At 39.2% G+C, this 15,997-nt stretch carries 19 protein-coding genes; 13 read left to right on the forward strand and 6 right to left on the reverse strand.

The annotated features are described in order from the left end of the window. Positions 1-9: 9 nt before the first annotated feature. Genes glp through moaD form a run of 4 tightly spaced genes read left to right on the forward strand, consistent with a single transcriptional unit; the run spans position 10 to position 2,490 of the window. Positions 10-1,299, forward strand: a complete 1,290-nt coding sequence (glp, locus tag B3D98_RS17735) for a gephyrin-like molybdotransferase Glp (RefSeq protein ID WP_288584816.1) — start codon at positions 10-12, stop codon at positions 1,297-1,299. Continuing rightward, the gene (mobB, locus tag B3D98_RS17740; protein WP_112118438.1) at positions 1,269-1,787 is read left to right on the forward strand and encodes a molybdopterin-guanine dinucleotide biosynthesis protein B; all 519 of its coding nucleotides are present in this window, start codon (positions 1,269-1,271) and stop codon (positions 1,785-1,787) included. Before glp ends, mobB begins: the two co-directional genes overlap by 31 nt. Beyond that, positions 1,784-2,260 carry a molybdenum cofactor biosynthesis protein MoaE gene (locus B3D98_RS17745; RefSeq protein ID WP_048392456.1) on the forward strand — a complete coding sequence of 159 codons (477 nt, stop codon included), beginning with the start codon at positions 1,784-1,786 and terminating at the stop codon, positions 2,258-2,260. Before mobB ends, B3D98_RS17745 begins: the two co-directional genes overlap by 4 nt. Further along, positions 2,257-2,490 carry a molybdopterin converting factor subunit 1 gene (gene moaD / locus B3D98_RS17750; RefSeq protein ID WP_004230585.1) on the forward strand — a complete coding sequence of 78 codons (234 nt, stop codon included), beginning with the start codon at positions 2,257-2,259 and terminating at the stop codon, positions 2,488-2,490. Before B3D98_RS17745 ends, moaD begins: the two co-directional genes overlap by 4 nt. A gap of 37 nt (positions 2,491-2,527) precedes the next feature. On the opposite strand, the gene modB is transcribed toward moaD, so the two are convergent. Both modB and modA read right to left on the reverse strand, forming a co-directional pair. Beyond that, complete coding sequence (gene modB, locus B3D98_RS17755) at positions 2,528-3,184, reverse strand: molybdate ABC transporter permease subunit (protein WP_259951145.1); 657 nt, start codon at positions 3,182-3,184, stop codon at positions 2,528-2,530. Positions 3,185-3,187: 3 nt separating this feature from the next. Next, positions 3,188-3,967, reverse strand: a complete 780-nt coding sequence (gene modA / locus B3D98_RS17760) for a molybdate ABC transporter substrate-binding protein (RefSeq protein WP_288584823.1) — start codon at positions 3,965-3,967, stop codon at positions 3,188-3,190. A gap of 163 nt (positions 3,968-4,130) precedes the next feature. Here modA and B3D98_RS17765 point away from each other — a divergent pair, with 163 nt between their 5' ends. The 3 genes from B3D98_RS17765 to B3D98_RS17775 all read left to right on the forward strand — a co-directional run bounded on the left by B3D98_RS17765 (position 4,131) and on the right by B3D98_RS17775 (position 6,669). After that, positions 4,131-5,057, forward strand: a complete 927-nt coding sequence (locus tag B3D98_RS17765; RefSeq protein WP_004230582.1) for a helix-turn-helix transcriptional regulator — start codon at positions 4,131-4,133, stop codon at positions 5,055-5,057. A gap of 229 nt (positions 5,058-5,286) precedes the next feature. Next, entirely contained in the window at positions 5,287-5,913 is a 627-nt protein-coding gene (locus B3D98_RS17770) for a trimeric intracellular cation channel family protein (protein WP_288585217.1), read from the forward strand. A 54-nt stretch (positions 5,914-5,967) separates the two neighbouring features. Next, positions 5,968-6,669, forward strand: coding sequence for an SIR2 family NAD-dependent protein deacylase (locus B3D98_RS17775; RefSeq protein ID WP_288584825.1), 702 nt, complete (start codon positions 5,968-5,970; stop codon positions 6,667-6,669). Positions 6,670-6,699: 30 nt separating this feature from the next. On the opposite strand, the gene B3D98_RS17780 is transcribed toward B3D98_RS17775, so the two are convergent. The 3 genes from B3D98_RS17780 to crcB (B3D98_RS17790) are packed head-to-tail and all read right to left on the reverse strand — an operon-like array spanning position 6,700 to position 7,753. Next, positions 6,700-7,047: a hypothetical protein gene (locus B3D98_RS17780; protein WP_048392463.1), complete on the reverse strand. Its 348-nt coding sequence runs from the start codon at positions 7,045-7,047 to the stop codon at positions 6,700-6,702. A gap of 14 nt (positions 7,048-7,061) precedes the next feature. Continuing rightward, entirely contained in the window at positions 7,062-7,391 is a 330-nt protein-coding gene (gene crcB / locus B3D98_RS17785; RefSeq protein ID WP_054550415.1) for a fluoride efflux transporter CrcB, read from the reverse strand. Next, positions 7,388-7,753: a fluoride efflux transporter CrcB gene (gene crcB, locus B3D98_RS17790; RefSeq protein ID WP_115673310.1), complete on the reverse strand. Its 366-nt coding sequence runs from the start codon at positions 7,751-7,753 to the stop codon at positions 7,388-7,390. Before crcB (B3D98_RS17790) ends, crcB (B3D98_RS17785) begins: the two co-directional genes overlap by 4 nt. A gap of 914 nt (positions 7,754-8,667) precedes the next feature. Here crcB (B3D98_RS17790) and B3D98_RS17795 point away from each other — a divergent pair. Both B3D98_RS17795 and B3D98_RS17800 read left to right on the forward strand, forming a co-directional pair. Further along, positions 8,668-10,410 carry an ABC transporter ATP-binding protein gene (locus B3D98_RS17795; RefSeq protein ID WP_115673309.1) on the forward strand — a complete coding sequence of 581 codons (1,743 nt, stop codon included), beginning with the start codon at positions 8,668-8,670 and terminating at the stop codon, positions 10,408-10,410. Further along, positions 10,407-12,140, forward strand: coding sequence for an ABC transporter ATP-binding protein (locus tag B3D98_RS17800; protein ID WP_259951142.1), 1,734 nt, complete (start codon positions 10,407-10,409; stop codon positions 12,138-12,140). Before B3D98_RS17795 ends, B3D98_RS17800 begins: the two co-directional genes overlap by 4 nt. A gap of 44 nt (positions 12,141-12,184) precedes the next feature. Here the strand turns inward: B3D98_RS17800 and B3D98_RS17805 are convergent, their stop codons facing one another. Then, entirely contained in the window at positions 12,185-12,553 is a 369-nt protein-coding gene (locus B3D98_RS17805) for a hypothetical protein (RefSeq protein ID WP_048392470.1), read from the reverse strand. Positions 12,554-12,748: 195 nt separating this feature from the next. On the opposite strand from B3D98_RS17805, the gene B3D98_RS17810 reads away from it, so the two are divergent. The 4 genes from B3D98_RS17810 to B3D98_RS17825 all read left to right on the forward strand — a co-directional run bounded on the left by B3D98_RS17810 (position 12,749) and on the right by B3D98_RS17825 (position 15,627). Then, positions 12,749-13,252: an RNA polymerase sigma factor gene (locus B3D98_RS17810; protein ID WP_115673306.1), complete on the forward strand. Its 504-nt coding sequence runs from the start codon at positions 12,749-12,751 to the stop codon at positions 13,250-13,252. Beyond that, complete coding sequence (locus B3D98_RS17815; RefSeq protein WP_288584835.1) at positions 13,245-14,246, forward strand: anti sigma factor C-terminal domain-containing protein; 1,002 nt, start codon at positions 13,245-13,247, stop codon at positions 14,244-14,246. Before B3D98_RS17810 ends, B3D98_RS17815 begins: the two co-directional genes overlap by 8 nt. 171 nt (positions 14,247-14,417) lie before the next feature. Continuing rightward, entirely contained in the window at positions 14,418-15,173 is a 756-nt protein-coding gene (locus B3D98_RS17820) for an SDR family NAD(P)-dependent oxidoreductase (RefSeq protein WP_288584838.1), read from the forward strand. Between the two features lie 25 nt (positions 15,174-15,198). Further along, a complete protein-coding gene (locus tag B3D98_RS17825; protein ID WP_004230567.1) occupies positions 15,199-15,627 on the forward strand; it encodes a MarR family winged helix-turn-helix transcriptional regulator in 429 nt (142 codons plus the stop codon). The last annotated feature ends 370 nt before the right edge of the window (positions 15,628-15,997 follow it).

The following is a 15,997-nucleotide window of genomic DNA, read 5'->3' on the forward strand; positions in this document are numbered from 1 at the left end:
GTGTACCAAATGGTAGAAAAAAGACAACCAATTCCTGTGGCAGAAGCCGTTCATCGTGTAATGGACTATGCCTTTCAAGCAAAAAAGGAGCATGTGTCATTAACGCAAGCACATGGACGCTTTATAGCACAAGCTATTAGAGCCGATCATGATGTACCTGCTTTTGATCGTTCACCGTATGATGGCTATGCCATTCGCTCCGTCGATAGCCAAGAGGCATCTTCACAGCATCCAGTCCGCTTTCAAGTCGTTGGAGAAATTGGCGCAGGCTATGTCTATGAAGACGTAGTTGGCGATCATCAAGCAGTCCGCATTATGACAGGGGCGCCGATACCGCAAGGTTGTGATGCAGTGGTCATGCTAGAATTAACCCAAACATTCGAAGAAAATCATCAAAAGTATATGTCGATTAAACGACCTTTTGAAGCAGGTACTAATATTTCCTATAAAGGGGAAGATGTGCAGCAAGGCGCAGTTCTCATTGAACAAGGCCAATATATTAACCCGGGTGTGATGGCCTTACTTGCTACTTTTGGCTATGAGCAAGTACCTGTTTATCGTAAAACAGTTATTGGTGTGCTTGCCACTGGTAGCGAATTACTAGAGCCAGGTGAAGCTTTACAGCCAGGTAAGATTCGCAATAGTAATGCCTATATGATGATGGCGCAAATTGAGCGTGCTGGGGCAGAAGTGAAATATTTCGGCAAGTTGAGTGATGATCTTACATTATGTATTGATCGTGTTGAAAAGGCCCTACAGGAGGTTGATATTTTAATTACAACGGGTGGCGTTTCCGTAGGTGATTATGATTATTTACCAGCCATTTACGAAGCGATTGATGCAAAGGTATTGTTTAATAAAATAGCGATGCGTCCAGGTAGTGTGACAACGGTTGCTGCTCGCAACGACAAATTATTATTTGGCCTTTCTGGTAATCCTTCAGCCTGCTATGTTGGCTTTGAGCTATTTGTACGTCCGATTATACGTTCTGCATATGGGCATACTCAACCACATTTACGCAGAGAGCAAGCTATTTTAGGGGCTGATTTTACAAAGCCAAATCCCTTTACACGCTTTGTACGAGCTCGTATCGAATATGAAGAAGGGAAGCTCGTAACTGTCCCATCTGGGTTCGATAAATCGAGTGCAGTTTCATCTTTAGCGACAGCCAATGCATTCATTGTTTTACCAGGTGGCTCTAGAGGCTATGAAAAGGGTATGCAAGTGGATGTCCTTTTGCTAGAAGATCTACAAGGAAGTGAGTGGCCTTGGGACAATATCGAAAAATCTTACAGATAGTTGGCTATCAAAATAGTGGGAAAACAACATTGATGGAGCAATTGATCAGGCAGGCTACAATGGAAGGGCTAAGGGTAGGAACCATTAAGCATCATGGACATGGTGGAGTACCGACGATCGAAACTTCCAAAGATAGTAGTCGGCATGAGCAAGCAGGTGCGGTTGTTACAGCAGTGGAGGGGGCGGGTACTTTACGTATGAGTATCCACCAAAATAGCTGGCAATTGGCTGATATACTAGCGATTTATGAGTCCCTTCCACTGGATATCATGCTAATTGAAGGGTATAAAAATGAACATTATCCGAAGGTTGTGCTGCTGCGCACTGCACAGGATCAAGTACTACTACAGCAAGTAACCAATATCCTCTGTGTGATTTATTGGCCAAGCTGTCCGCTTGATCTATCCCTTGCAATCCCTGCTTTTTCGATTTATGAAGAATCACAATATATGGAATTTTTGTTGACAGAAATGAGGGGAAAACTATGACGACAGCGTTATTTGAAGTTATCGATCAACCAATAGATGTGGAGGAAGTAAGACAAAAAGTCCTTAGTCGAAATGCTGGAGCCATCACATTATTCATCGGTACAGTGCGTGAAATGACAAATGGTAAAAAAACGATGCATTTGGAATATCAAGCCTATCCAGCGATGGCGATTAAAATGTTTGAACAGATTGCAAAGGAAATACAAGAAGAGTGGCCAGAAGCAAAAGTGGCCATCACCCATCGTGTCGGTCATTTAGCTATTTCCGATATTGCCGTAGTGATTGCTGTGTCATCACCGCATCGTAAAATAGCTTACATGGCGAATGAATATGCAATTGATCGCATAAAACAAATCGTGCCCATATGGAAAAAAGAACATTGGGAGGACGGGACAGAGTGGATTGGTGATCAATTAGAAAATGTTCCCTATCCGCAAGGGAAACCAGCCATTCAGGAGGAGGAAAACCTGTGATTAACATTTTATTATTTGCCCACCTACAGGAAGCACTAGGTGAATCAAAGCTATCAGTAGAGCTGTCAGATGTGACAGTTGCGCAGTTAAAAGAGTGGATGGAAAAGCGCTACCCTCAGCTTTCATTACAACAGATCATGACAGCGGTTAATGAAGAATTTGCAACGGATACGACGATTGTCAAATCTGGCGACACAATCGCCTTTATTCCACCGATCAGTGGGGGATAAGCAAAAAGAGGTAGTTGGCTTGAGCCAACTACCTCTTTTATACTTTCAGGATATGGATACTAAGAAGTAAAAGGAAGGAAATGGCGATCATACACAGAACCCATGTCCAGGCAAGGGTCATGTTTCCAGAATCGATGGCCATATATATTGCTAGCGGTGTTGTTTGTGTTTTCCCTGGAATATTTCCCGCAAACATAAGTGTCGCTCCAAACTCACCCAAAGCTCGTGTGAAGCTTAGAATCCCACCAGAAACAAGTGCCTTTAATGCAAGGGGAATGGACACGTAAAGAAAGACCTGCCATTCATTCGCTCCATCCACACGTGCTGCATTTTCAATATCTCGATCGACAGAGGCAAAGCCAGTTTTAGCTGATTGATACATTAATGGAAAGGCAACGATTGTAGAAGCGATGACGGCCGCCCACCATGTGAACATGATAGGTTGATCGAATAGCCAGATAATGAAATTTCCTAACATACTATTTTTCCCGAAAATGACGATAAGTAGGAAACCGACTACTGTAGGAGGTAATACCAATGGTAATAGCAATACCGTTTCTAGCACTAGTTTACCTTTGAAATCATGGGTTGCCATCCATTTACCCATTAAAATACCTGCTATAATAGCGATGATCCCTGCAACAAAAGCAATTTCGATCGAAAGCCTAAGTGGAGACCAAAAATCGGTACTCATCTTTTATTGAGCCCCTTTAAATCCATACTTTTCAAAGACATCCATAGCTTCATCACTTTGTAAGAAGTGATAAAAATCCTCCGCCTCTTGTGCATGTTTACTAGCTTTTAGAACACCTACAGGATAAATAATCGGTGCGTGCATAGCATCATCGGCAGTTGCCACGACATTGACCTTATCAGAGACAAGGGCATCTGTTTTATAGACCATACCCGCATCCACATTTTCTGTTTCTGTATAAGTAAGTACTTGACGTACATCTTTTGTATACACTACTTTTGATTCGAGTGAATCCCACAGTTGCGTATTTTTTAATGTGTCCACACCATACTGCCCAGCAGGAACCGTTTCGGGCGTACCGAGTGCAATTTTTCCTGCTTGTTGTAAATCTTCAAAGGATTGAATTTGCTTTTCATTGCTTTTAGGCACGATTAATACTAAATCATTGGCTAAAAGATCCGTTCCTAGCTTTTGATCGATCATTTCTTTCTCTACAAGCGCATCAAATTTATCCTTTGCTGCTGAAAAGAAAAGGTCTGCAGGAGCCCCTTGTAAAATTTGTTGCTGTAAAGCACCTGAACCTCCAAAGTTATAGAGGATTTTGATTGTATCGTGTTGTTGTTCATAAGTTGTTTTCAGTTCTTCTAAGGCATCCTGTAGACTAGCTGCCGCAGAAATTGTTAGTTCAACTGGTTCGTTTGTTGCCGCCTCTTGGTTACCACAGGCTGCTAATAGTCCGACTAGTACTAACATTGTCGCAAATAAACGATAATATTTTTTCACGATGAGTATACTCCTTTTATAACTCGTTATAACAAGACATAACTAATTATAATCAGATATAAATAAAAAAGAAAGTTAGTAAGGGTAGAAAATGTCAAGATGTTCATAAGGCTATAAATACGTTACCATGTAAAATAGAGGCTTATAGGAGGAGAACTTTTACATGTCACAAGAACAATCCTATACGATTGAAGAGGTTGCACAATTATTAAAGGTTTCAAAATTAACAATTTATGATTTAGTGAAAAAGGGTGATTTGCCAGTTTTCCGCGTAGGACGGCAAATGCGGGTAGATCGTGCTGACTTGCAAACCTATATACAAAAACGAAAAACAGGTAGTATGCCAGCTGTGGCACAGGCTTCCATAGCCACTCCGACTAAAAATCATGCGAAAATTATAGTGAGTGGGCAAGATTTAGTATTAGATATTTTAGCAAAATATATCGAGAAACGACGATCTACGAAAGTATTACGCTCACATGAAGGTAGTTTTAATGGTGTAATGGCGTTGTATCACGGAGACTGTGATATTGCGAGTTTACATATGTTTGATGGGGATACAGGAGATTATAATACTCCTTATGTAAAAAAAATCTTTGTCAGCCATGCCTTTGTTCTCATCAATGTTGTATCACGTAAAGCAGGTTTCTATGTTCAAAAGGGGAATCCGCTGGAGATACGCACATTTGAAGATTTCCAAACAAAGACATTCACATTCATCAACCGTGAGAAAGGCTCAGGTGCTCGTACTCTGTTAGATGAGCAATTGCGCATTCACGGTATCGCTCCATCCACGATTGCAGGCTATACCCATGAAGAAATGAGCCACCTCGATGTCGCCTCTGCAGTTGCCAATGGACGTGCAGATGTTGGGATTGGCATTGAAAAAATTGCCAAGCTTATTCAGGTCGATTTTATACCAATGGTCACTGAACGTTACGATATTGTGTTATTAAAAACACCAGAAAATCAACCGCTCATCGATATGGTGAAGGAGATTTTAAATACACCTGATTTCCAATCTGAAGTAGCTGCATTAGGAGATTATGACATCTCTTTAATGGGCCAAGTCATGTATGAAACGCTATAATCAAAAATTCATATTGAGTTTAATAAAAAAATCAATTACAATTCTAACTAGGAAATTTTATGGTCGTTGTGTCAATTAGTATGGCACAGCAGCTATATTCTTTTATGATACATGGTGAGATGGATAAATTAGTAGGTACTACTGCTAGGATATTAGCCCACCATAAAATAGCTTGCGTACTCAATGCGCAACTATTTTATGGTGGGCTTTTTTGTATAGTAAAAAGGAGATGGATGATGTGACATGGTCAGTATTACATATCATTGGCATTATTGCCTACGCCATTAGTGGAGCATTTGTTGCGTTACAGGCCAACTATTCTTTTATTGGCATATTTGTGCTTGGTCTGACAACGTCTTATGGTGGTTCCATTATCCGCAATGTTGTACTGGATATCCCTGTGTCAGATATATGGGAACGGCAATCCTTATTAGTCGTTTTAGTCACGCTGACGACCATTTTATTTGTCAAAAGGAACTGGATTCATCATTGGAACCGCTGGGGCTATTTCTTTGATTCAATTGGCCTAGCTTCTTTCGCAATACAAGGCGGATTGTTAGCAAAAAGCTTACATCACGACCTAGGTATCATTATTATAGCGTCGATGTTTACTGGTGTTGGTGGAGGGATGGTTCGAGATTTGTTAGCTGGTAGAACACCGCTTGCATTAAGAAAAGAAATCCATGCTGTCCTAACATTTGTATGTGCCCTTTGTATATGGTTAGGGTGGGACAGCCCGCTTGAATTGTCAGTCATTGTTATTTTTATATTAGTGATTCGCATGTTATCTGTGAATAATAAATTAAAATGGAAGCCTCCTTTTAAACATTCCTATAAGAATGCAGAGGAAAAATAGGTTGATTGTCGAAATAGGTGAAGGTAGTTTTAATTCGAAAAAAGGAGGGGGAAAATGGCAATAGAACATTTACGTGAGTGGTTACTATCCTCAAATAATACAGTGATTCTAACAGGAGCGGGCATGTCAACGGAAAGTGGAGTTCCTGATTTCCGTTCAGCATCTGGTTGGTGGAAACAAATGGATCCAAGAACTGTCGCGACAACGGAAGCATTAACAGATCATTACTCATTATTTCATGACTTTTATAAAACACGTATCGAAAACCTAGAAAAGGTGGCTCCCCATGAGGGACATCATATATTAGCTGATTGGGAACGAAGAGGTTTAGTGTCTCTAATCGCTACTCAAAATGTGGATGGTTTTCACCAATTGGCAGGAAGTCAATCCGTCGAGGAGTTACATGGTTCGATCCGGTCTATTCGTTGTCATCGTTGCCAGCAGGCGGCTGTCATGGCAAGCTTCTTGAATAAGGCTAGTTGCGCCCATTGTGGTGGGAAACTTCGTCCAAATGTTGTGCTCTTCGGAGAAAGCCTACCACAAGCAAGCTGGCACTGTTCAATGGAGGCAATTAAAACAGCTGAACTTGTCCTTGTCATTGGAACGAGTCTTGAGGTATATCCCGTCAACCAACTACCTATGATGACAACAGGAAAAACCGTGTATATTAATATGGATATGTCACAGCAGACAACCCCATTTGATCTGACAGTGAGGGGAAAAATAAAAGAAGTGTTGCAAAAACTTCAAATTTAAAAAAGGCGCCCTTGCAATTTCAAGTGGCGCCTAAAACATTTGAGGTAGAAATTCCCTCATGAATCGTTGATTTTTTCTTAACCATATCTTCAAAATCATGCGATGTGTTAACAGTTTATGCCTTTTATTTGGTCTCGCCTTTGCTTCTATGAGGCTCTGTAAAAGAATACAAGTTTCAGTTGCAAAAGCTTGAGGTTCAACGAGAACATCCAGCTTGTAATTAATTAACTGGGCTGTCTGAACCTTGGCAAGTAATTGCGCAAATTGTGTATTCATGGTAGCGTAATTTTCCTCTAATTCTAGGTCAATCAATGCATAGAGCGTTTGCTCTATTTCAACTTCTAATTCCTCCAATAACTCTTTTGACGGCTGTGTCACTAGTTCACCCTCTTTTATACGACTAGATAACCAATAGCTGCACAAAGTACGCCAATTAGCAAGGTACTGGCAATATAGCTTATGGCTTGTCTCCATTTTTGTTGTTCTATAAGCTGTAGACATTCAAATCCAAAAGTAGAAAAAGTTGTGTAGGCTCCTAAAAAACCTATGCCCATTAATTGCCATAACCAATCACTAAGATGTAGGGCAAATAAGAAACCAAGCGCAAAGGAGCCTGTACAATTAATAATAAAAGTCGCCCATGGATAGGGATGTACAAGTAATTTTCCTAAATAAAATCTAGAAAGAGCGCCAAAAAATCCACCAATTCCGACTAAAATCATGCAATACGCCCCCTAGCAAGTCGTATTCCCAGCCATGTGCAAGCTAATCCACCTAAAACACTTACTGTAACATAGAGTACAGCCTGTAGCCACTCGCTATTTTCTAGGAGTAATAGTGTCTCTAAGGAAAATGTCGAAAAGGTAGTAAAAGCTCCACAAAACCCTGTACCTACTCCTAGTACAATAGGTGTGCGTTTTATAAATGAAGTAAAAAACCATGCTAAGCAAAAGCAGCCCAGTAAATTAATAAACAGTGTTGTGAATGGAAATATTTCTGTATTGGGAACGGCGAGACTCAGACTATATCGACAGATGGCACCAAGAATTCCACCAATTCCCACGGCTAGAAATGACCTCAACATAAAAACCCCTTACTGAAAATGACTATAATGAAAGTGTATCATGAGACAAAAATTTTAGAAATATTTCAATTCGAGTTATGTCCCAAAATCGATTGTTGAAATGTATATAGTGTATAGAAAGTTATAGATGCGCATGAAATAATATTTCGAAATATTATATGTGGAAAATGAAATATCTTTTATTATAAGGACAATTCTTTGTCCCTCTTATGTGAAGCCGTTGACGGAAAACCCGGTGACGGCTAATCCATAAACGGAAATCCAGACACTACTAAATAATAAATAACTAAATAATAATTAACTAAATAAAGATGATGAGATAAGTATATGGAAGGAGTGCAACAGACGCAAAAAGAATATTCTAGTGTCTACTACTGGGTATCAAAATCACTAGTCGTGTATTTCAGTCTTTAGGTTAATGTTTGTGCCGTAGAATTATTGTAAGGTTATAGACAACACTGTAATTTTAAGCATGTTCTCCCTTTGATTCCTTAGAGCATTTCAATGCTTTAAAGCGCTAACTATTTCCTGAAAATGATAAAAAATAACAGGGTGATAGTTGACAAATATTTCTATAGTGTGATAATCTTCAAGAACACTATAACAAATAAACTAAAGGAGGGCATGACAATGTTAATTTTATCAGTATCAAATTCAATCACAGTTACATACATTGTCCGTGCCTAACGCTTTATTTACTATTGCAGAACTAGGTATGGAATTATCCTGCCTTTTATAAGAGACACTTACTCTTTTAGGGTATGTGTCTTTTTTTGTGCAAAAAAGGTTGTAGTGCAAACAAAAAAGGAGTGTATGTATATGACAAAAACAGTTAGAAGAATGATTTTCAAAAAGGAATTTCTAGAAAGTGGGTAGTCATCCACAACAGCACGGAGGAAAGAAGGTTATGATGTATGTTTGATGTGTTAAGTAAATTAGGCTGGTTCTTTAAAAAATACTGGAAGCAATATACGGTGGCCATTGTTCTACTAATGGTTGCCAGTGGATTAGAGGTTGTCCCTCCCTATTTACTCGGTTCTATTATAGATCTATTGACAGCCGGAGAAATGACCCCAGCTATTTTAACAAAATATGTCTTGATTTTTATTGGGATTATTATTGGGGGCTATTTATTAAATTTTGTGTGGCAATTCCGACTATTTGAAGGAGCTATCAACCTTGAGAAAATTTTACGTCGTAATTTAATGCAGCATTTTTTACGTATGACCCCAACATTTTATGAAAAAAACCGTACCGGTGACCTGATGGCGCGTGCAACAAATGACTTGAATGCCGTATCCACGACAGCAGGTTTTGGCATTATGACGTTGATTGATTCAACGATTTATATGGGTTTTATCATTTTTGCGATGGGCTATATGATTTCGTGGAAGCTTACATTTTTTGCTATGTTACCAGTTCCTATTATGGCAATCCTCATTCAATATTTAGGGAAAATTGTTCATGAGCGATATATGAAGGCACAAGATGCTTTTGGGGAACTAAATGATAGTGTGCTAGAATCTGTAGCAGGAGTGCGAGTGGTGCGTGCCTATGTGCAGGAAAAAAAGGATGAGGCTAATTTTGCAGATATGAGTGAAGTTGTGTATGCGAAAAATATTCATACAGCGAAAATCAATGCTTTATTTGGCCCGATTACAAAAGTCGGAACGGGCATTAGCTATGTTGTAGCACTTGGTTACGGGGCTCATTTAGTGGCAACTGAGGCGATGACGGTTGGGCAACTGGTCACGTTTAATGTTTATTTAGGTTTGGCTGTTTGGCCGATATTTGCGATTGGTGAGCTCATCAATGTTATGCAGCAGGGGAATGCCTCACTAGATCGCGTGCAGGAAACCTTGAACTACGAGGCGGATGTTCAAAATATTCCGAATCCACAAATGATTGCGACACCAAATGCGATTGGCTTTGATGCCTTAACATTCCAATATCCGATGAGTCAGGTGAAAAACCTACAGCAGATTTCACTTTCCTTGAAAAAAGGTCAAACCCTTGGCATTGTTGGTAAAACGGGGGCAGGTAAAACAACCTTCCTACGCCAATTATTGCGAGAATACCCAATCGGACAGGGACAGCTTTCCATTGACGGTATCGATATAACCGCTCAAACGAAGGAGCAGATCCTCGACTGGATTGGTTATGTACCACAAGATCATGTGCTATTCTCACGCACTATTCGTGAAAATATATTATTTGGGAAAGAAGATGCAACACAAGCAGAGTTGCAGCAGGCGATACGTGCCGCGTATTTTGAAAAGGATTTAGACAATCTACCAATGGGCCTTGAAACACTTGTTGGAGAAAAGGGTGTCTCTCTTTCAGGCGGTCAAAAACAACGTGTATCTATTGCTCGTGCTTTAATTAAAGATCCTGAAATTTTAATGCTGGATGATTCACTCTCCGCTGTCGACGCGAAGACAGAGGCAAGAATTATTGAAAATATTCAGCGTGAACGTCAAGGTAAAACGACGATTATTACGACACATCGCTTGTCTGGTATTCAGCATGCCGATGTCATCATCGTACTGGATGATGGGCAAATTGTAGAGCAGGGAACACATGAGGAACTTCTTGCGCAACAAGGATGGTATAAAGAGCAATTTGACCGTCAGCAGCTAGAAGGAGGTGCCTCATGAGTACGAGTCAACGTTTAATGCGCTATGCGATGTATTTTAAAAAGCCGATACTATTAGGCTTATTCTTCCTAACAATTGCCGTATTCACGGAGCTTGTTGGACCGTTTATTGCGAAACATATTATTGATAATTACATGACAATCGGTCATATAGAAATCAAACCGATTACATGGTTGCTCATTGTGTATTTACTTTTAGCCATTGCAACAGCCATATTACGTTATTTTATGTATATTTATTTGCAAATTGGGGCAAACCGTGTCATCCAAAAATTACGTAAAGATGTCTTTGAACATATTCAAACTTTACCAATCCAATACTTCGACAATTTACCAGCGGGTAAAATTGTTGCGCGTGTAACAAACGATACAGAGGCAGTTCGGAATTTATATGTACAGGTACTATCGAATTTTGTAACGAGCTTCATTTCTATTTTTGGGGTGTATATAGCGCTCTTTATTTTAAATTGGAAAATGGCAATGCTTGCTTTAACCATGATTCCAATTGTTTATGTATGGATGATTTTATATCGAAAATTTGCCTCTAAATACAACGATGTCATTCGTACAAAAATTGCAGATATTAATGCCATGATTAATGAATCCATTCAGGGCATGACAATTATTCAGGCGTTCCGTCGTGAGCAGCAAATGACGAAGGAATTTGATGACATGAATAATGAGCATTATGCGTATGAACGTAAGCTGCTGGTGCTTGATTCAGCTACATCCTTTAACCTTGTGAATACGCTAAGACTTATCATGTTTACGGTCTTTATTTTCTACTTTGGTACACGCTCATTCACATCAACTGAAGTGATTACAGCAGGGACATTGTATGCATTTGTTGATTACTTAACAAAGCTATTTAATCCGATCACGAATATTGTGAACCAGTTTTCACAGCTTGAGCGTTCACTCATTGCAGGTAAACGTGTCTTTGAGGTGTTAGATACGAATGGTGAGCCTGTTTCTGAAAAGAGCATCCCACGATATAAAGGAAATGTGGTTTTCGAAGATGTTTCCTTTGCCTATAAAGATAATGAATATGTGCTGAAAAACCTGTCATTTGAAGCACATCAAGGTGAAACAATAGCCTTAGTTGGTCATACAGGTTCAGGGAAAAGTTCCATTATGAACTTGTTGTTCCGCTTCTACGACCCATCAAAAGGCAAAATAACCATTGATGGCATTGATATTACTTCTGTTCCACGTCAAACGATGCGTGAACATATGGGTATTGTGCTACAGGACCCTTACTTATTTACGGGTACGATTGCATCCAATGTTAGCTTAAATAACCCGCGCATCTCTCACGAGAAAATAGTAGCTTCCTTAAATGCTGTAGGGGGAGAACGTGTTTTAGCTAATTTACCAAATGGCTATGAGGAACCAGTTATTGAGAAGGGCAGCACATTATCTTCAGGACAACGTCAGTTGATTTCGTTTGCACGCGCCCTGGCGTTTGATCCAGCCATTTTAATATTGGATGAAGCGACATCGAATATTGATACGGAAACGGAAGAAATTATTCAGCATGCGATGGATGTCCTGAAAAAAGGACGAACAACGTTTATTATTGCCCATCGACTTTCTACCATTAAAAATGCAGATCGTATTCTTGTACTTGATCGAGGAAAAATTGTAGAAAACGGCACGCATGATGAACTGCTAGCGCTTGGCGGAATTTATGACAAGATGTATCAAATGCAGGCGAACTCCTTACAATAATAGCTTAAAAGCCCCACTTCAACTGTGAAGCGGGGCTTTTCTATTTATCTTACATATTTGAAGACATTGATAAAGAATAACAGGACAGACAGCGCTACAGCAATTCCACCACCAGACACGAAAAGCTCAAATAACCAGCGTGGTACATCCCAATACACCATCATCATGCCAACAAAAAGGAAGGGTAAACCGAGATTGTAAAGCCAGAACTGTGCTTTGGCGAGACCTGTCTCCGCAGCATTTTTATAAGTCGAATAAATTAAACCAATGAATCCAGTAGTTAGCCAACCTACCACACCAATATGAGCATGTGTCGCTTTCCATTGAAGTTGAACCGTATAATGCATAAACAGGCCAAAAGCAAAAACAATTAATAAATAAAAGACTGAAACCTTTATCCATTTAGCACCCATTATCCACAACTCCTTTCTTGAAAGTGATTTTAGCTAGCTGCTACAGTATATTCTTGTCAAATTAAAAAGATGCTTGTATGTATTTGAAAATAAATGTTGTTGGTTTTCACTAAACTAAAATATTTAATGAGAACTTTTTGTAATATGTAAACTTTTCATGGAGTTCTGCGTTGTATAGGCAGAAGGGGGGTGGACATGGTAAAGCAATCAATGAATGCGTTTCTACAGCAAGCAGGAACGCTGCTATATCGTTATTTGAGAAAACGTGGATTAGCCCATGAGGATGCAGAAGATATCGTCCAAGATACATGTTATAAATTTTTATTACATAAAAATGGAATTCAGTCAGACAAAGTAATGAGTTGGTTATATCGTGTAGCAACCAATCAATTTTATGATCTCAAGAGAAAAGAAACACGTCATCCAACAACAGAATTAGAGGAAGTTCAATTGACTTCATTCATTCATATTCCTGAGATCCAGATGCTAAAGAAAGAAAAATTAAAGGACATACAGAACACACTGGAAACGCTATCCATTTTGCATCAGGAATTATTAATCCTGAAATATGAGCTGGGATTATCGTATAAGGAAATTTCAGCCTTGATGAATAAGAATGAAAACACACTAAAAACGCATGTCAGACGTGCTAGGGAAGAATTTACTGAACGATTTAAGGAGGATGCTCATGATGAATAAAGAAGAAAATGAATTTTTGTTTGATGATAGACATACGAAAAAAATAATGAGAAAGGCAAGGTTTTGGTCAACAGTCAAAATGATTGGGATTACATTGGTCGTTACCCCAATTGTGCTAATAGCATTATGGTATGGGCTGAGGGCTTTATCGTTAAATAGTGCGCAAAAAGTAATGGATGATATTCATTTATTTAACGAAATAAGTGCGCCCAATGTCCAAATTAGTAATCAGGTTTATGACGATCATTTGCTGGGAGGGAAAATAACAACAACAACCTATAAGGTGCTTGGAGATCAGCATCGGCCATATATTTGGCAGCCTATCAAAAGCGATTATAATTTATTTGGAACGCTTACACGAACGGCCATTTCTAGCCCCATCCAAATAGAAGGTTCAGAATCACTGGCGGAAACATCTCAATTCGAACGGTTTAATGACTACACAGGTGACCGAGAAATGTTTTTTTATCATCCAAGGATTTCCTACGACCATTATCAAGATAATGTTAGTGAACTGCATCAATTGGAGAAAAATACTTTAGTAGAAATAGCTATTTCTTTTGATGATGCCTATGATTTTGGTGAAATTAAAAGCAAGCTACCTTCTGAAGTACAAGTAGATTGGTGGTGGGTGGATGCCTATACAGATGATACACTAGATTTTTTTAAGCAAGGACAGAATACTATTTCAGCCAATGATCCATACATTTATGGCTTTCAATCAGAGCAATCCAAACCAAAACCTCGACGCTCTTCAAACGATGAGGTTGAGACCTTTATTCGAAACATTGAGCTTCTGCGTAAAAGCAAGAACTTTGAGTGGGAAACAAACCAGATTTATCAAGCTTTAGTAGGGGAAAATGGCACCCTGGAGAAAAGTGATGTGAAAATAACTGGGGCTGTAGTAACTGGTACTCCAGAGCAATTGCAGTCTTTACAAGGACAAACCTACATTAAAGGGTCTATATTTGGGGTAATATCAAATCAGAAATAGAGCGCTGGAAAAGAGAATCGGCACAATCATGTAGAAAGATCAATTTTAGAAAAGCTTATTTTGGATGAACCCTTCTCCAGAATAGGCTCTTTTATCGGAAACAATTTAGTTTAAAATTAAATAGTTTAATGTTAAACTATTAACAGATAAACAAGAAGGAGATGTTGTGCAATGGGTAAACTACAAAACAAAGTGGTCATCATTACTGGTGGTGCAGGTGGTATTGGTAGTGGAATGGCAAAAGCTATGGTAAAGGAAGGGGCTATTGTTACAATTGTTGACTTAAATGCAGAAGCAGGCGAGGCAATGGCAAAAGAATTACAAGAAATGTCTCCGAAGTCTATGTTTTTACAGGCTAATCTAATGGAACGCGACCAATTACCAAAAATTATTGATACAGTCGTAGAAAAATACGGTAAACTAGATGTGCTAGTTAATAACGCTCATGCTGCGAAACAAGTTACAATAGAAGAAACTACACAAGCAGATCTTGATTTGTCATTTGGAACAGGTTTTTATCCAACCTTCTTTTTAATGCAAGCAGCCCTACCGCATTTAAAAGAAACTAAGGGTAATATTATTAACTTTGCATCTGGAGCAGGCATTCAAGGTCATGAAACACAGGCTGCTTATGCCGCTGCCAAGGAAGCCATTCGTGGTATTTCCCGTGTTGCCGCAAATGAATGGGGACGTTTTGGTATTAATGTCAATATCATTAGTCCGCTTGCTGATTCACCAGGTGTACAAGCATGGGCAAAAGCACAGCCAGAGTATTATGAAGCGGTGAGAAGTAAAATCCCGTTAGGCCGTTTTGGTGATATTGAGCAAGATATTGGTCGAGTAGCTGTTTTCTTAGCTTCTGACGATTCTCAATACATTACAGGTCAAACGATTATGGTGGATGGAGGCTCACTAATGCTTCATTAATTCTCAGCGTTTGAGGAGGATTTTTTTGAAACAGACAAATATTTTTAAACTGATTCATATGATTGAACAGGTGAACAATGCGAATATTATACGTTTTACAAAAGCGTTCCCATATCCTTTAGGAATTTCACCAATTTTAGTTTTAAATGAGCTACATGTCAAAGGCCCTCAAAAACAAGCCGAATTAGCTGAGACAATCGGCTATACAAAAGGTGCTATGACGAGCATTGCCGAAAAGCTGGTCAAGCTTGGATTAGCAGAAAGACTATATGATCCATCCGACCGCCGCACCATTCGCTTACAAATTACAGACGAGGGTCAAAGTGCTTTAGCAAAGGCTCAATCTATCGGAAAAGAGGTCTTTGTACAGCTTTTTGAAGTATTAGATGATGAGGAAATTGCCCAATACTTGCGGATTCAAGAAAAATTAGTACAGGGTATCCAGCAGAAATAACCATGTAAAAAGATCAACCTACCTTTTAAGAGGTGGGTTGATTTTTCTTTGTTTAGGCGGATAACTGGCGGATAAAATTCAAAATGTGACGGATAAAAAGAGGATTCTAGCGGATAGCTTTCTTTTTTTGCATGATAGAATGGCTCTAAGTGGATAGAATGTCCAAACTGGTGGATAAAACTCAAAATGTGACGGATAAAAAGAGGATTCTGGCGGATAGCCTTCTTTTTTTGGGTGATAGAATGGCTCTAAGTGGATAGAATGTCCAAACTGGCGGATAAAACTCAAAATGTGACGGATAAAAAGAGGATTCTGGCGGATAGCTTTCCTTTTTTAGGTGATAGCCATGCTCAGCACAATACGAATGTCC

Source organism: Lysinibacillus sp. UBA5994 (genome assembly GCF_002429725.1).
GTDB lineage: Bacteria > Bacillota > Bacilli > Bacillales_A > Planococcaceae > Lysinibacillus > Lysinibacillus capsici.

Bases quoted from the DNA above. Each gene is read 5' to 3' on its own strand.
- glp (WP_288584816.1), top strand. From the start codon at position 10: ATGGTAGAAAAAAGACAACCAATTCCTGTGGCAGAAGCCGTTCATCGT.
- B3D98_RS17745 (WP_048392456.1), top strand. From the start codon at position 1,784: ATGACGACAGCGTTATTTGAAGTTATCGATCAACCAATAGATGTGGAG.
- modB (WP_259951145.1), bottom strand. From the start codon at position 3,184: ATGAGTACCGATTTTTGGTCTCCACTTAGGCTTTCGATCGAAATTGCT.
- B3D98_RS17765 (WP_004230582.1), top strand. From the start codon at position 4,131: ATGTCACAAGAACAATCCTATACGATTGAAGAGGTTGCACAATTATTA.
- B3D98_RS17770 (WP_288585217.1), top strand. From the start codon at position 5,287: ATGGATGATGTGACATGGTCAGTATTACATATCATTGGCATTATTGCC.
- B3D98_RS17775 (WP_288584825.1), top strand. From the start codon at position 5,968: ATGGCAATAGAACATTTACGTGAGTGGTTACTATCCTCAAATAATACA.
- crcB (WP_054550415.1), bottom strand. From the start codon at position 7,391: ATGATTTTAGTCGGAATTGGTGGATTTTTTGGCGCTCTTTCTAGATTT.
- crcB (WP_115673310.1), bottom strand. From the start codon at position 7,753: ATGTTGAGGTCATTTCTAGCCGTGGGAATTGGTGGAATTCTTGGTGCC.
- B3D98_RS17795 (WP_115673309.1), top strand. From the start codon at position 8,668: ATGTTTGATGTGTTAAGTAAATTAGGCTGGTTCTTTAAAAAATACTGG.
- B3D98_RS17800 (WP_259951142.1), top strand. From the start codon at position 10,407: ATGAGTACGAGTCAACGTTTAATGCGCTATGCGATGTATTTTAAAAAG.
- B3D98_RS17805 (WP_048392470.1), bottom strand. From the start codon at position 12,553: ATGGGTGCTAAATGGATAAAGGTTTCAGTCTTTTATTTATTAATTGTT.
- B3D98_RS17810 (WP_115673306.1), top strand. From the start codon at position 12,749: ATGGTAAAGCAATCAATGAATGCGTTTCTACAGCAAGCAGGAACGCTG.
- B3D98_RS17815 (WP_288584835.1), top strand. From the start codon at position 13,245: ATGAATAAAGAAGAAAATGAATTTTTGTTTGATGATAGACATACGAAA.
- B3D98_RS17820 (WP_288584838.1), top strand. From the start codon at position 14,418: ATGGGTAAACTACAAAACAAAGTGGTCATCATTACTGGTGGTGCAGGT.